General features: G+C 55.5%; 14 protein-coding genes. 12 read left to right on the top strand and 2 right to left on the bottom strand.

Annotated elements, in window-relative coordinates; translation table 11 throughout:
- Positions 1-72: 72 nt before the first annotated feature.
- Complete coding sequence (locus tag KNP67_RS12985) at positions 73-957, bottom strand: sulfite exporter TauE/SafE family protein (RefSeq protein WP_125318001.1); 885 nt, start codon at positions 955-957, stop codon at positions 73-75.
- Positions 958-1,071: 114 nt separating this feature from the next.
- Between KNP67_RS12985 and uvrB the strand changes: the two genes are divergently transcribed.
- The 4 genes from uvrB to KNP67_RS12965 all read left to right on the top strand — a co-directional run bounded on the left by uvrB (position 1,072) and on the right by KNP67_RS12965 (position 7,590).
- Positions 1,072-3,048, top strand: coding sequence for an excinuclease ABC subunit UvrB (gene uvrB / locus KNP67_RS12980; protein WP_251130873.1), 1,977 nt, complete (start codon positions 1,072-1,074; stop codon positions 3,046-3,048).
- On the top strand, positions 3,049-5,922 hold the full coding sequence (uvrA, locus tag KNP67_RS12975; protein WP_214756745.1) for an excinuclease ABC subunit UvrA: 2,874 nt from the start codon (positions 3,049-3,051) through the stop codon (positions 5,920-5,922).
- Positions 5,923-5,988: 66 nt separating this feature from the next.
- Entirely contained in the window at positions 5,989-7,167 is a 1,179-nt protein-coding gene (locus KNP67_RS12970; RefSeq protein ID WP_021065427.1) for a DUF4097 family beta strand repeat-containing protein, read from the top strand.
- Between the two features lie 63 nt (positions 7,168-7,230).
- Positions 7,231-7,590 carry a hypothetical protein gene (locus KNP67_RS12965; protein WP_214756744.1) on the top strand — a complete coding sequence of 120 codons (360 nt, stop codon included), beginning with the start codon at positions 7,231-7,233 and terminating at the stop codon, positions 7,588-7,590.
- Between the two features lie 50 nt (positions 7,591-7,640).
- Here the strand turns inward: KNP67_RS12965 and KNP67_RS12960 are convergent, their stop codons facing one another.
- Positions 7,641-7,997: a hypothetical protein gene (locus tag KNP67_RS12960; RefSeq protein ID WP_021065429.1), complete on the bottom strand. Its 357-nt coding sequence runs from the start codon at positions 7,995-7,997 to the stop codon at positions 7,641-7,643.
- Between the two features lie 153 nt (positions 7,998-8,150).
- Here KNP67_RS12960 and hprK point away from each other — a divergent pair, with 153 nt between their 5' ends.
- From hprK to KNP67_RS12920, 8 genes are all read left to right on the top strand, one after another.
- Positions 8,151-9,089, top strand: coding sequence for an HPr(Ser) kinase/phosphatase (gene hprK, locus KNP67_RS12955; protein ID WP_021065430.1), 939 nt, complete (start codon positions 8,151-8,153; stop codon positions 9,087-9,089).
- Positions 9,089-9,907: a prolipoprotein diacylglyceryl transferase gene (gene lgt / locus KNP67_RS12950; protein WP_058764138.1), complete on the top strand. Its 819-nt coding sequence runs from the start codon at positions 9,089-9,091 to the stop codon at positions 9,905-9,907. The genes hprK and lgt overlap by 1 nt, the downstream gene beginning before the upstream one ends.
- Positions 9,907-10,557 (top strand): pyrophosphatase PpaX, encoded by a 651-nt coding sequence (gene ppaX / locus KNP67_RS12945; RefSeq protein WP_214756743.1) that lies wholly within the window; start codon positions 9,907-9,909, stop codon positions 10,555-10,557. Before lgt ends, ppaX begins: the two co-directional genes overlap by 1 nt.
- Positions 10,550-11,032 (top strand): acyltransferase, encoded by a 483-nt coding sequence (locus KNP67_RS12940; protein WP_214756742.1) that lies wholly within the window; start codon positions 10,550-10,552, stop codon positions 11,030-11,032. Before ppaX ends, KNP67_RS12940 begins: the two co-directional genes overlap by 8 nt.
- 295 nt (positions 11,033-11,327) lie before the next feature.
- The gene (locus KNP67_RS12935; RefSeq protein ID WP_251130872.1) at positions 11,328-12,800 is read left to right on the top strand and encodes a tetratricopeptide repeat protein; all 1,473 of its coding nucleotides are present in this window, start codon (positions 11,328-11,330) and stop codon (positions 12,798-12,800) included.
- 68 nt (positions 12,801-12,868) lie between these two features.
- Complete coding sequence (gene trxB, locus KNP67_RS12930; protein WP_021065435.1) at positions 12,869-13,822, top strand: thioredoxin-disulfide reductase; 954 nt, start codon at positions 12,869-12,871, stop codon at positions 13,820-13,822.
- 125 nt (positions 13,823-13,947) lie between these two features.
- Positions 13,948-14,820 (top strand): RNase adapter RapZ, encoded by an 873-nt coding sequence (rapZ, locus tag KNP67_RS12925; protein ID WP_021065436.1) that lies wholly within the window; start codon positions 13,948-13,950, stop codon positions 14,818-14,820.
- A gap of 1 nt (position 14,821) precedes the next feature.
- Positions 14,822-15,817 (top strand): gluconeogenesis factor YvcK family protein, encoded by a 996-nt coding sequence (locus KNP67_RS12920; RefSeq protein ID WP_029595054.1) that lies wholly within the window; start codon positions 14,822-14,824, stop codon positions 15,815-15,817.
- Positions 15,818-15,848 lie beyond the last annotated feature (31 nt).

The raw sequence follows: 15,848 nt of genomic DNA, 5'->3' as shown, positions 1-15,848 counted from the left end.
TGGCTTACCACTTCATTATATGCCCCAAATGTAAGCGTTTCAAAACCGAATATGCAAAAAAAGCCACTTTTCTTATGAAAAGTGGTTTTGATTGACAATACGCCGTTTGAAGTCGAGTCCAATCCCGACAAGAAAAGCGAGCAGGACCGCCAAACTGACGTACGCGAGCGGCGCATAGACGGCGGCACCAAGATCGAGCGCGATTGAGGTGATGACGGCCATATACAACCAGGCGAGTCGGTTAGAGATCTCTTTATCGTGATAGCGATTCGTGAGCGTGGCGCCGAACGGGGCCCCGATGAAAGCGCCGATGACCAACGCGAGCGGTGTCACGTAGTCGAGCGACAGCGATGCGAGATAACCGACGAGTCCGCCGAGCGAGATGAACAGGACGGCAGCCAGGCTCGTCCCGACCCCACGATGTGTCGAGAAGCCGAGCCAACTGACGAGGAGCGGGACGATGATGAAACCGCCACCGATACCGAGCAGCGCCGACAACAGCCCGGCCATCATCCCGATGACGAGGGCGGCAAGCAGCGATGATTTTTTCGGCTTCTGCGGTTTAGATGTTTTCTTTAATAGCGTAACGGCAAAATAAGATAGGATAGCCAGATAAAATAGATTGAGCAACCAGTCATACGTGCCCGAGATCGAGAGGACGAGCCGGCTCGACAGCTGCGCCGTGACGGCACCGGCCAAGCCGACCGTGATGCCTGTTGACCAGGACACGTTGCCGAGCGACGTATGTTTCTTGGCGCCGGACAGGCTCGTCCCGACGACGAATAGGAGCGACGTGGCGACGGCCTCGGCCGCCGAATATCCACTAAAGAGCAACACTGGGACGATGATGACCCCGCCGCCGATGCCGAAGAAGCCGGACAAGGCGCCGACGACGGCACCGAGCGGGATAAAGAGAAGCGACCACATGACGACCAACTCGTTTCTGTTTAGATTCACTCTCCATGATAACGAAAAGCGGAACGATTTGGGAAGCGTGTCAGAAGCGAATATTTGTTCGTGTATGTGATATAATCAAGCCAATATGCAAGGTAAAGAAAGCGAGGAATATACATGGATAAGATTAGCGTTCCGTTCGACTTACATTCAGAATATAAGCCGGCCGGCGACCAACCGGAAGCGATTCGTCAGCTCGTCGAAGGAATCAATCGCGGCGACCGGTATCAGACGTTGCTCGGTGCGACCGGCACCGGGAAGACGTTCACCGTATCGAACGTCATCCAAGAAGTGAAGAAGCCGACGCTCGTCTTGGCCCACAACAAGACGCTCGCCGGACAGCTCTACTCCGAGTTCAAAGAGTTCTTCCCGAACAACGCCGTCGAATACTTCGTCAGTTATTACGACTACTATCAGCCGGAGGCGTATGTGCCGTCGACCGACACGTTCATCGAGAAAGATGCCTCGATTAACGATGAGATCGATAAACTCCGCCACTCGGCGACATCGGCCTTGTTCGAGCGGGACGACGTCATCATCGTCGCCTCCGTCTCCTGTATTTACGGTCTCGGTAACCCGGAAGAGTATAACAGTCTCGTCTTAAGTCTCCGCGTCGGCAAAGAGATGGGGCGCGACCAGATGCTCCGCAAACTGATCGACATTCAATATGAACGGAACGATATCGATTTCCAGCGCGGCCGTTTCCGTGTCCGCGGGGATGTCGTCGAGATTTTCCCGGCGTCACGTGACGAGCAGTGCTTGCGCGTTGAGTTTTTCGGTGACGAAATCGACCGCATCCGCGAGATGGACCCACTCACCGGAGAGATTATCGCCGACCGGGAGCACGTCTCGATCTTCCCGGCGTCCCACTTCGTCACTCGTGACGAGAAGTTGCAAAAAGCAATCGTCAACATCGAGGCCGAGCTCGAACAGCAGCTCGAAAAGTTCCGCGAAGAAGGCAAACTGCTTGAAGCACAGCGCCTCGAACAACGGACGAACTATGACCTCGAGATGATGCGCGAGATGGGCTACTGTTCAGGCATCGAGAACTATTCACGTCATTTGAACTTGACGGAGGCAGGGGCGACGCCGTACACGCTCATCGACTACTTCCCGAAAGACTTCTTGCTCATCGCTGATGAGTCGCACGTGACGCTCCCGCAAGTGCGCGGCATGTACAACGGCGACCAGGCCCGGAAACAAGTGCTCGTCGACCACGGTTTCCGTCTCCCTTCGGCCAAAGACAACCGACCACTCAAGTTCGACGAGTTCGAGAAGAAGTTGTCGCAAGCGATCTTCATCTCGGCGACACCGGGTCCGTTCGAGCTCGAGCATACCCCGCACATGATCGAACAGATCATCCGGCCGACAGGACTGCTCGACCCGACGATCGAGATTCATCCGATTAAAGGACAAATCGACTACTTGATGGACCAAATTCGCGACCGCATCAAACAGGACGAACGCGTCCTCGTGACGACGCTCACGAAAAAGATGGCCGAGGATTTATCGGACTATCTGCGTGAAGCGGGCATCAAGGTCAACTATATGCACTCTGAAATCAAGACGCTCGAGCGGATTGAGATCATCCGTGACCTGCGTCTCGGAAAATACGACGTCCTCGTCGGAATCAACTTGCTGCGGGAAGGACTAGACATCCCGGAAGTGAGTCTCGTCACGATTCTAGACGCCGACAAGGAAGGGTTCCTCCGTTCGGACCGATCGCTTATTCAGACGATCGGGCGGGCGGCGCGGAACTCGAACGGGCACGTCATCTTGTTCGCTGATAAGATGACCGACTCGATGACGCGCGCGATTGAAGAGACCGATCGTCGTCGCTCGATTCAAGAAGCTTATAATGAAGAACACGGCATCACGCCGCAGACGATCCGTAAAGAAGTACGCGGCGTCATCCGCGCGACGGTCGACGCCGAGGAGGATGTGCTCGAATCACTCAGCTCGATGAAGCCGGCTGAACGTGAGGAAGCCATCGCCAAGCTAGAAGAAGAAATGAAACAAGCGGCCCGCGACCTCCAGTTCGAACGGGCGGCCGAATTGCGTGACTTAATCTTGGAGTTGAAGGTAGGGAATTAAATGGCTGAAAAGAAAAATGCGATCGTCATCAAAGGGGCGCGCGTCAACAACTTGAAAAACATTGATATCGATATTCCACGGGACCAGCTCGTCGTCTTGACGGGCTTGTCCGGTTCCGGTAAATCGTCACTCGCGTTCGACACCATCTACGCCGAGGGGCAGCGCCGTTACGTCGAGAGTCTATCGGCCTACGCCCGTCAGTTCCTCGGACAGATGGACAAACCGGACGTCGATACGATTGAAGGGCTGAGCCCGGCCATCTCGATCGACCAGAAGACGACGAGCCGTAACCCGCGTTCGACCGTCGGGACGGTGACGGAAATCTATGACTACTTACGTCTTTTGTTCGCTCGCATCGGGAAACCGGTCTGTCCGCGTCACGGTATCGAAATCTCAAGCCAGACCATCTCACAGATGGTCGACCAAGTGATGGAGTTGCCGGAGAAGACGCGCCTGCAAATCCTGGCGCCAATCGTCTCGGGCCGCAAAGGGACGCACGTCAAAGTGTTCGACTCGCTCAAAAAGGAAGGGTTCGTCCGCGTTCGTGTCAATGGCGAGACGATTGAACTGACCGATGAGATCGAGCTTGATAAGAATAAGAAACATTCGATCGAAGTCGTCGTTGACCGTCTCGTCGTTCGCGCTGACGTCGAAGGTCGTCTTGCCGACTCGCTCGAGACGGCGCTTCGCCTTGCCGACGGTCGGGCCATCATCGATAAGATGGACGGCACCGAGCTCTTGTTCAGCGAACATCACGCTTGTCCGATTTGTGGGTTCTCGATCGGCGAACTTGAGCCGCGCATGTTCTCGTTCAACTCACCGTTCGGCGCCTGTCCGACGTGTGACGGGCTCGGTACGAAACTCGACGTCGACCCGGAACTCGTTATCCCAGACCCATCGAAGACGCTGAAGGAAGGCGCGATCGTCGCTTGGCAGCCGACGAGTTCGCAGTATTATCCGCAACTGCTCGCCTCGATGTGTAAACACTTCGACATCGACATGGATGTGCCGTTCGAACGCCTGTCCAAGCGGGACCAAGACCTCGTCTTGCACGGGACGGATGAAGAGTCGTTCTTGTTCCGTTACGAGAACGATTTCGGACAAGTCCGAACGAACACGATCTTCTTCGAAGGGGTGCTCCGCAACATCGAGCGCCGCTATAAAGAGACGACGTCCGATTATATCCGTGAACAGATGGAGACGTACATGGCGACCCACGCCTGTCCGACATGTAGCGGCTACCGTTTGAAAGAAGAGACGCTCGCCGTCAAAATCACGGGTCACCATATCGGCCAAGTGACGAACTTGTCGGTCGTCAACGCCATCGATTTGTTCGATTCAATCATGACGGAACTGAGCGAGAAAGATATCGCCATCGCCCGTCTCATCTTGCAAGAGATTTGTGAGCGGCTCAGTTTCTTGAACAACGTCGGTCTCGACTATTTGACGCTCTCGCGCGCCGCCGGGACACTCTCAGGCGGAGAAGCACAGCGGATTCGTCTCGCCACTCAAATCGGTTCGCGGCTCACGGGCGTCCTATACGTCCTCGATGAACCGTCAATCGGGCTGCACCAACGAGACAACGACCGCTTGATTGCGACGCTCAAACAGATGCGCGATATCGGCAACACGCTCATCGTCGTCGAGCACGACGAGGACACGATGATGGCAGCCGATTATTTGATCGACATCGGACCGGGCGCCGGCGAACACGGTGGAGAAGTCATCGCCGCCGGGACGCCGAAGCAGCTCATGAAGAACCGAAAGTCGCTCACGGGCCAATATCTGTCCGGTAAGAAGTTCATCCCGCTCCCGACCGAACGCAAAGTGCCGGACGAGCGCTTCTTGAAAATCTTGAAGGCGGAAGAGAACAACTTGAAAGGGGTCGATGTCTCGATTCCGCTCGGCATGTTCATTGCCGTCACTGGTGTCTCCGGTTCCGGGAAATCGACGCTCATCAACGAGATACTGTATAAATCGCTCGCCCATCACATCAACCGGGCCAAGGCGAAGCCAGGGAAGCATAAGAAGATTGAAGGACTCGACCATATCGATAAAGTCATCGATATCGACCAGTCGCCAATCGGACGGACGCCACGGTCGAACCCGGCGACGTATACCGGCGTATTCGATGATATCCGTGACGTGTTCGCGTCGACGAACGAGGCGAAGATGCGCGGCTATAAGAAAGGCCGCTTCAGTTTCAACGTCAAGGGCGGACGCTGTGAGGCGTGCCGCGGGGACGGAATCATCAAAATCGAGATGCACTTCTTGCCGGACGTCTACGTCCCGTGTGAAGTGTGTCACGGGAAACGCTATAACCGCGAGACGCTCGAAGTGAAGTACAAAGGCAAGACGATTGCCGACGTGCTCGATATGACGATTGAAGAAGGGCTCGACTTCTTTGACAAGATTCCGAAAATCAAGCGCAAGATTCAGACGATTTATGACGTCGGTCTCGGCTATATGAAACTTGGACAACCGGCGACGGAACTGTCGGGCGGGGAAGCGCAACGCGTCAAGCTCGCCTCTGAGCTCCATAAGCGATCGACCGGCAAGACGATTTATATTTTGGACGAGCCGACGACAGGACTTCATGTCGATGATATCGCCCGGTTGTTGAAAGTGCTGCAACGCCTCGTCGAGAACGGGGACACGGTACTCGTCATCGAGCATAACCTCGACGTCATCAAATCGGCCGACTACTTGATCGACCTCGGACCTGAGGGCGGTGACGGTGGCGGTACAATCGTCGCGACCGGGACTCCGGAAGAAGTCGCTGAAGTGGCAGCCTCGTATACGGGTAAGTATTTGAAGCCGGTGTTAGAACGGGATTCGGCCCGAGCGAAACCAAAAGCAGGAAAACGGAAGTAAGGTATAGAAATGATGAGAAACGGGAACATGATTGACGTGTAACCAAATCGAAGGGGGAAACGAACAGTGAAACAAGAAATGCGTGAACTGATTCTCCAGCAAGTGAAAGATGGAAAGCTGACGATTGAAGAGGGCATGACCCAACTCGAGCGACTGGAACGGCTCGAACCTGAGCGCGTCCAAGCGCTCGAGGAACGTCAAGAGACGGAGAAAGTCGATGCGTATTCGGTCGAGTCGCTCACGACGAAACTGACGTCGGCCGTCGAAGGACTCGTGACGAAACTTCGTGACAGCGACTTCACGTTCAGCTCGAACTTCGGACCAGAAGTGACGTATTCGAAATCGTTCCCGTTCACTGGGAAAGACATCTCGCTCGACTTGTTCAACGCCTCGGCGACGATTGTCTCGTCCGACAACGACGAGTGCGAACTGATCGTCACGGGCCGTCCGCTCCGTCAACAAGACGCGGACAAGGCACTCGAACAGCTTCAGTCGGCGGTCAAGCATTCGGTCATCGGCGACCGTCTCGTCGTGTCGCTCCGTGACAAACTCGTCCGGGCCCACGTCGAATTGTACGTCCCGCATCATCATTTCGATCACCTGCACGTGCAGACGCTCAACGGGGAAGTCCGCGCGGACGGCCTCGATGTCGAGAGCGTTCGCATCCAGACGGCAAACGGCCGGGTCGTGCTCCATGACGTGCACGCCTCAGAGCTGCTCCTCAATACGGGGAACGGCACGGTCGAGGTCGAAGCGGTCGAGTCAGAACTCGTCCACGTACGGACCGGCAACGGTGCCGTCATCGTGAACGGGAAATATGACAAGGCGTCGCTCAAGACCGGCAACGGGAATATCCGGGCCGAACTCGCGACGGCCCGTCCGGCCAAGTTCGAGCTCGTCTCGCTCGCCGGAAACATTCGTCTCGTCTTGCCGCACGGCGTCGAGGTCGAAGGGGAACTCGAGACGAACTTCGGTGGACTTCACTGTAACTTGGACGAGCTCGAGTTGATCCGTGACCGGAAAGATGTCGCCCAGCGTCGTCTTGAATTCCTGTCGGGACGCGGTCAGACACCACGCATCGAAGTCGAGGCCGGAACACGTACCGGTACAATCGACCTCGAACACGGCTCGCTCCATACGCCGTCGACGTTCCTCGAAGAGGACAAGCACGAGCCGGTGGAACCGATCGACCCGGTCGACCCGGTCAATCCAGCCGATTTGAACAACCCGTTCCATCAGCAATGACCGACAACCCGAAGGCCTCTCGCCTTCGGGTTTCTTTCAACTTGATAGATGAGGAGGGACGGGATGAAGCGATTAGCGTCAGCGTCCGGATGGATGATGATTGCGGTGCTGTTGCTCGGCGGATGTGACGACGAACAGCGCATCGTCAGTGGGAACGAGCCGTCAGGCGACGAAGCGATTGCCATCGCCTGGGCGTATGTGACCGCGCGAAACTGGCAAGAGCCCGCAATCGATGCGGGAGCGAGTGCCGAGGTACATCGTGTCACGGTCGATGATGGCTATGAACTGTTGGACGATGCGTATAAGGGGACCGAGGCGCTCGCCGTATCGTTCGAAGCGGACCCGAACAGTAGCATCGGCGTCCCGACGATTTTGGTCGCACCGGAGTCGAACACCGTGGTCGGTTATTTGCCGGGCGAATGAGACACCCATGACAAAAACCCGAAGGCGAATGCCTCCGGGTTTTTGTCGTGTCATAGATTCATTTGATACTCCATCTGTTCCCAATCCATCATTTGACCGTCATACAGCGTGAATGAGCCGATGATGAACAGGATGAATAGAACCGGTCCGGCGATGAGCAAGAAGATTCCGAGATACCGCATCTTCTTCGATCGGTTCCAATAGAAGATGATGGCGACGATCATCGATAAGAGCGACCCGGACAAGAACAAGCCGACGATGTTCAAGATGAACAATAAGAGCACCGTCTCGTTCTTCGTCGCCGCATACTCGCGCCACATGTCAAATAGTGACTTGACCAAGTAGACGAGCGCCGCGATCCCGACGATAAAAATAAAGACAATGGCAATCCAAAATAGTGAATTCATTTCATTTCACCTCCCTATTCGTCTATACCCGTTCTACGCAATTGCCACAATTTAGTTTCACCTCTTTTTTTCGACACGCTTCGGCTCACTTTCGTTGACACTTTTCAAGAAGAGCTATGATACAATAATGAGCGTGAAAGGGGCAGATTACTCATGCAAAATATCGTACGCACGGCTCAACTCGTTGAGCGCTTCAAACTTCAAGTCATCGCCGGGGAAGAGGGACTTCACCGTCCTGTCGCCACACCGGACCTCAGTCGACCGGGACTCGTCCTTGCCGGCTATTATACCCACTATGCGAAAAATCGGCTTCAAGTGCTCGGGAAGACCGAGCTCACGTTCTATGCGAGCTTGTCGGAAGAGAGCCGCCGCGAGCGGGCGAAGATTTTATGCACGGAATTGACACCGGGCATCCTCATCACGCGCGGCTTCGACATCCCGAAAGAGATTGAACAAGAAGCCGAGGCGGCGAACGTTCCGCTCATGCGCACGAACGCGGTCACGACCTCAATCGAGTCACAAATCACGAACTTCCTCGAGATGGAACTCGCACCGATGACGGCGATGCACGGCGTGCTCGTCGACATCTACGGCGTCGGCGTGCTCATCAAAGGGCAGAGCGGCGTCGGGAAATCCGAGACCGCCCTCGAACTCGTCAAGCGGGGCCACCGTCTCGTCGCTGATGACTCGGTCGAGATTCGCCAGACCGGGGACCAATTGCTCGTCGGTTCAGCGCCGAAGTTGATTCGTCACTTGCTCGAGATTCGCGGAATCGGCATCATCGACGTCATGACGTTGTTCGGTGCCGGTGCCGTCCGTTCGCACAAGAAAATCAGCTTGATCATCAACCTCGAGAACTGGGATGCGGGCAAAGTATATGACCGCGTCGGGCTCGATCACAACACGATGAAAATCATCGACAGTGAAGTGCCGATTTTGACGATTCCGGTCCGTCCGGGACGTAACTTGGCTGTCATCGTCGAAGTCGCGGCGATGAACTACCGTCTGCAGAACATGGGCATCAATACGGCCGAAGAGTTCGCGGAGCGGCTCGCGAACGCCATCCATGACAACGAAGGAGACATGGAATAATGGTAGAGCCAACATTTGACCGCGTCGCGTTTGAGATCGGGTCACTCCCGATTTATTGGTACGGCATGATTATCGCCTTCGGGGCGATGCTCGGCCTCGTTCTCGCCTTGTTCGAGGCGAAGCGCCTCAATTATGATTCAGAACGGGTCGTCGACGTCATCATCTGGTCGATTCCGATCAGCATCGTTTTCGCCCGGATTTACTACGTCATCTTCCAATGGGACTACTATAGTCAGAACCTCGGCCAAATCATCGACATCCGTCAAGGCGGCATCGCCATTCACGGGGCCATCTTCGGGGCGCTGCTCGTCGTCGTCATCTATTGCATGCGCAAGTCGATGTCGTTCTGGAAGATCACGGACATCCTCGCACCGTCGCTCTTGCTCGGACAAGCGGTCGGTCGCTGGGGCAACTTCATGAACCAAGAGGCGCACGGTGCCGAGACGACGAGCCGTTTCTTGAAAGAGACGCTCTTCCTCCCGGACTGGATCGTCAATCAGATGTATATCGACGGGGCCTACTATTTGCCGACGTTCTTGTTCGAGAGCGTCTGGAACATCATCGGCGTCATCTTGCTCGTCGTATGGCGTATGGTCGGTAACCCGCCGCGCGGCTATATCTTCTTGTCGTATCTCGTCTGGTACTCGATCGGTCGCTTCTATATCGAAGGACTGCGGACCGACAGCTTGATGGCCGGTGATCTCCGGACGGCACAACTCGTCTCGATCGCGATGATCGTGTTCGGTATCGTCATGATGATCGTCCGCCGCAAAGCGAAGCGATACGACGACCCTTCAGAGAAAGGACTGTTTGATTGATGGATACCCTTCTATTCGATTTGGATGGCACGTTGCTCGATACGAACCCGCTCATCATCGCGAGCTTCCGTCACACGCTCGGGTATTACTTCCCAAACGAGATGTATCGCGACGAGGACATTTTCCCGTTCATCGGACCGACGCTCGAGAAGTCGTTCAAAGCGCTCAATGAGCCGGAATGGAAAGAGATGCAGGCGTTCTATCGCAGCTTCAACATCGCCATGCACGACCAGCTCGTCGCCGAATATCCGGGTGTGATCGAGGGGCTGTATCGCCTTCACGCCAAAGGATACAAGATGGGCGTCGTCACATCGAAAGGCCGTCCCGTCGTCGAGCAAGGCTTGCGTTTGTTCAACATCGACCACTTGTTCGACGTCGTCATCACGGCCGACGATGTCGTCCATGAGAAACCGCATGCCGAGCCGGTCGAGCGGGCGCTCCGCGCGCTTGGGTCGACGGCGGACCGCGCCGTCATGGTCGGCGATAATGACACGGACATCTTCAGCGGCAAGAACGCCGGCACGAAGACGGTCGCCGTCGGCTGGGCGTTGAAAGGCCGCGCGTTTTTAGAAGCGCTCGAGCCGGACGTCATCATCGACTCGATGGAACATTTTGAGGCGTGGCTCGACGAGGTCACGGTCCATGCGTAAGACGGAACGGTTTCGTCTCGACGGGCCGAACCCGCTCTGGCAGATGTATCGGACGATTCGTTTCCTGCGCGTCTTCAAGAACACGACCGTCGTCTTGATTGGCCGCTACTTCCCATCCGTCAAAGCGAAACGCTGGTTGTACCGGACGTTCCTCGGCATGGAAATCGGGGAGTATAGCGCGCTCGCCCTCATGGTGACACCGGACGTCATGTTCCCGGAGCGAATCTCGATCGGCCGTAATACGGTCATCGGGTTCAATTCGACGATTCTCTGTCACGAGTACCTCATCGACGAGTACCGGATCGGGGATGTCCGCATCGGGGACGAGGTGTTGATTGGGGCGAACGTGACGATCCTTCCTGGCGTCACGATCGGCGACCGGGCCGTCATCGGTGCCGGTGCCGTCGTGCATCGCGACGTCCTGCCCGGAGAGCGCGTCGTTGGCGCAAAGCTCCAAACCATCGACACAAAATAGACACAATTTAGCGCGAAATCATTTTGAGGTCAAGACATGTTCGTCCTCATAAAATTACTAGAGCGGTATCACTTTTTTTAAAGGGGATGCCGCTTTTTTGTGTCTGTGGGCGCTGACACGAAACCCTCATATTTTTGTCAAAAAGCATTTAGCGGACCTAGCAAAATATATTCATTATAGAAGGAATATAGTCCCGATTTTTTTTAAGTTTTTCAGTTGCCCTCACTGATTGAGTGCGGTATTCTTAACCCTGCAACTAAAAAAAGATTTAGAGATGATGTGGAGGATTTAGAATATGGAAGCGAACTATGAAGCAGTAATGACGCTACCCGAACCAGAATCTCCGCTCGCCGCGGAGCTCCACTACTATAGAGGTCGTCGTGCGTTACGTGAAGGTCGCCTAGATGAAGCGACTTTTTTCATGGCTGAAGCCACTGCCGCTGCAGCACACCGCGTCGACTATCACAAACAGTACGCTGAACTGTTATTTGAAGTAGGGGAGATCTACCACGCCAATGACGTGTGGAAACGGGTGCTTGAACTCGATGAAACGTCAACAGAGGCCTTATATCACCTTGCGAGCAACTGCGCCTATATCTCTTTATATGAAGAAGCAGCGATGTATGCGAACCGCTACCTCGAAGTCGAGGCACACGGACGCTACGCGGACTCGGTCCAATCCCTGTTAGAACTGATTGAACTCGAACAAGAACTCGAAGATGACGAAGAAGACGAGCTGATCACGTGGCACACCGAGGCCCAACAGCATATCGACAAAGGCCGCCTGTTCGCCGCCAAGTCGACGCTCGAACGGTTAATCGATCGCTATCCGCGCTTTTGGCCGGCGTTCAATAACTTGGCTGTCGTCAATTTTTATCTCGGCAACGATGACGCGGCTTTCGAGACGCTCGAGTACGTGCTCGATGAGAACCCGGGTAACTTGCATGCGCTCTTGAACACGATTCTGTTGTTGCATGAAGCCGGACAATCAGAGGCGGCGCTCCAACTGTCGGTCCCACTGACACGTGTCCGTCCGCTCCAGTTCGATTTACGCTACAAACTCGCCACGACGCTCGCGCTCGTCGGTCAATACGACCGCGCGTACGAAGAACTCCGCCTGTTGAAAGAGCGCGGGTTCCGTGGGGATTCACTGTTCGGGCATTGGCTCAGCGTATCCGCCTACAAGACCGGGCGTCTTGAAGAAGCGGCTACCTATTTGAACAGTGACGAGTTGAAACAATTCGAAGAGAAGAGCCCGTACGACATCCGCGACAACCTCGAGTTCCGCTCGGCGCTCGTCCAAGGATTGCGTCAAGAAGAAGACGCGGCTCGAATCGAAATCATCCGAATCATCTCGAAGCTCGCCGATGACGAGGCGTTCGAAGCGCTTGCGTTGACGAGTGGCATCACCGACAACGAGACGGTGCTTGCGTTCGCTGAGAAGTGCCGGGCCGAGATTTGCCAGGCTCCGTTCACAGGCGACGTCCGCATCGCTCAGGCGTACGACGCGCTTCTGCTTGCCGAGACGGAAGTGTCGGAAGCAGAACAGATGAGCCTCGACGGCGACTTTTATGAACGGTTCGCGCTCTTGCTGCTCGCCGGTGCATCATTCGAGGACACAACGGCATCGGCCGCTGCCCTCGTCTGGATGTTCTATGCGAAACGGGACGCTCTCGTCCTCGACGACTGTGCCGATGTGTTCGGTATCGATGTCGCGACGCTCACGGAGACGATCCGTTCGTTCAAACAAACACTCGAACAAGCATAAAGATAGACGATACCTCCCTAGGTTTCTTATACTGAAGTCAATCAATTTCATGCAGAGGTGGAATCATTATGACAGAAGAAAAAATCTATGATGTCATTATCATCGGGGCCGGCCCAGCCGGAATGACTGCGGCACTTTACGCGTCGCGTGCCAACTTATCGACACTTATGATCGAACGCGGCATCCCAGGTGGACAGATGGCGAACACGGAAGATATCGAAAACTATCCGGGCTATGACAGCATTCTTGGTCCAGACTTGTCTCAAAAAATGTTCGACCACTCGAAAGCGTTTGGTGCGGAGTACGCCTATGGCGACGTCCAAAGCATCTCGGACGAGACGGAGTATAAAGTCGTTCACGCCCACAATCGCGACTATAAAGCGCGGGCCATCATTCTCGCCTCAGGCGCGCAATACAAGAAAATCGGTGTCCCGGGCGAAGAAGAGCTCGGCGGCCGCGGTGTCTCTTACTGTGCGGTCTGTGACGGAGCATTCTTCAAAGGCAAGAACTTGTTCGTCATCGGTGGCGGTGACTCGGCAGTCGAAGAAGGCGTGTTCTTGACGCGCTTCGCTGACAAAGTCACAATCGTCCACCGTCGCGACGAGCTTCGCGCGCAAAAGATTCTTCAAAAACGGGCGTTCGACAACCCGAAAATCGACTTCATCTGGAACCACACGCTCAAAGAGATCGTGGAAGCGGACGGAAAAGTCGGTGGGGCGCGTCTCGTCAGCACGGTCGACGGAACCGAGTCGGACCATGAGATCGATGGCGTGTTCATCTATATCGGCATGAACCCGATCACTGGTTTCGTCAAAGACCTCGGCATCACGAACGAGCAAGGCTATATCGTCACGAACGAAGCGATGGAGACGACGATCCCTGGGATTTTCGCAGCCGGAGACGTTCGCGACAAGACGCTCCGTCAAGTCGTCACCGCGACGAACGATGGGTCGATTGCCGCTCAAAACGCGCAACACTATATCGAGGGACTCCTCGAGGCGTTGCACGAACAAAACGCGTGACTAGAGACAGAAGGGATTGCGGGCGACCGCAATCCCTTCTCTTTTTTTCAGGCGTTCGTTATACTAAAGACAGAAGAGAGCTACACACACGGCTCGGTTGTCAATTTTAAGGGGGCGTCAGTGACATGGAAGACTTTAAAGGATTAGAAGAATTGATTATCATCAGCGGGATGAGCGGGGCCGGGAAATCGGTCGCGATGAACAGCTTTGAGGACCTCGGCTATTTTTGCGTCGATAACTTGCCGCCGGTGCTATTGCCGCAATTGATTGACGTCATCAGCTCGGTCCGACCGAAAATAGCCGTCGCGATCGATACGCGCACGCGCGACTTCATCGACAGCCTGTTTATCGTCATCGACGACTTGGAACAGAAGAACGTGCACCCGCACTTACTCTATCTCGACACACGGGACGAAGTGCTCGTGCGCCGCTATAAAGAGACGCGCCGGTCGCATCCGCTCGCCCCGGAAGACGCACCACTCGTCGGCATCGGTCTCGAGCGCTCGTTACTCGAAGGTTTCCGTGACCGGGCCCATACGCTCTATGACACGACCGACTTGAAGCCGCAGATGCTCAAAGACCGCATCCTGCTCCAATTCAACGAGGAACGGATTCCGTTCACGGTCAACTTCATGTCGTTCGGGTTCAAGCACGGCGTCCCGCTCGATATCGATTTGTTGTTCGACGTCCGCTTCATCACGAACCCGTTCTATATCCCGGAGCTCCGTCCGCTCACCGGACAGACGGAAGAAGTCCAGAATTACGTCATGTCGCACCCCGAGGCGCGGGCGTTCTATAAGAAGCTGATCGACATGCTCGAATTCCTGTTGCCGCAGTACAAGCGCGAAGGGAAGACGCAAGTCGTCGTCGCCTTCGGCTGTACGGGCGGGAAGCACCGTTCGATCACGTTCGCCGAGAAAGTGTCGGCCCATTTCGCCGAGCGCTATAACGTCAAGACCGTCCATCGCGACCTCGCGCATGCGACGAAGGAGAAGTAAGATGAGACGCGAAAGGAAAGTTGTGGCCATCGGTGGCGGTACGGGCCTCTCGACGCTCGTACGGGGCTTGAAGCACTATCCGCTCGATATAACGGCCATCGTCACGGTCGGGGACGACGGGGGCAGCTCGGGACGCCTCCGTGACGAGTTCCACATGTTACCGCCGGGCGATATCCGGAACGTCATCCTCGCTTTGTCCGAGGTCGAGCCGCTCATGGACAAGATTCTGCAATATCGGTTCGACAGCGGCTTTGGGCTCGAAGGCCACTCGCTCGGCAACCTCATGCTGACGGCGGCGACGCACATCTGTGAAGGCTCGTTCGTCAAGGCGGTCGACGTCTTGTCGCAGCTGTTGAACGCCCAGGGCAAGGTGCTCCCGGTGACGGAGACGCTCATGACGCTCGCGGCCGAGTTCGAGGACGGGACGATCGTCAAAGGCGAATCGAAAATCCCGCTCGTCGAAAAACCGATCAAACGCCTATTTTTGCTCGAAGAGGGCATCAAGCCGGCGGCCGGTGTCGTCGAGGCGATCGAGGGCGCGGATTTGATTGTGCTTGGACCAGGGAGCTTATATACGAGCATCATCCCGAACCTGTTGATTCCGGAAGTGCGCGACGCCATCGTCCGCTCCGGGAAGCCGGTCGTCTATATTTGCAACGTCATGACGCAACCGGGCGAGACGAAAGGGTACGACGCGATGAAGCATTTGAAATCGATTGAGGCGTATCTCGGCAAGTCGACGGTCGACACGATCGTCGTCAATAACGAGCCGATCGAGGACATCTATTTAGAGCGTTACCTCGAGGACGGCTCGGAAGAGGTCCGTTTCGATCGCAAGAAGCTTCGGAACTATGGCACGAATGTGCTCGCCGGTGACATCGTCGACTATAATCGCGATTACATCCGCCACGACTCGGACGCCATCGCCGGCCTCGTCATGCAGCGCGTGCTGCGCATCAAGAAACCACGCTCGTTCCAAGAGCTCGAGCTGAAATAAGTTGTGATTGAACAGAAAGGAGGGGACTGAC

It is taken from the genome of Exiguobacterium sp. s157, assembly GCF_018618205.1.
In the GTDB taxonomy this organism is placed as follows: domain Bacteria; phylum Bacillota; class Bacilli; order Exiguobacteriales; family Exiguobacteriaceae; genus Exiguobacterium; species Exiguobacterium chiriqhucha.
This window is presented reverse-complemented; position numbering and strand designations above follow the sequence as displayed.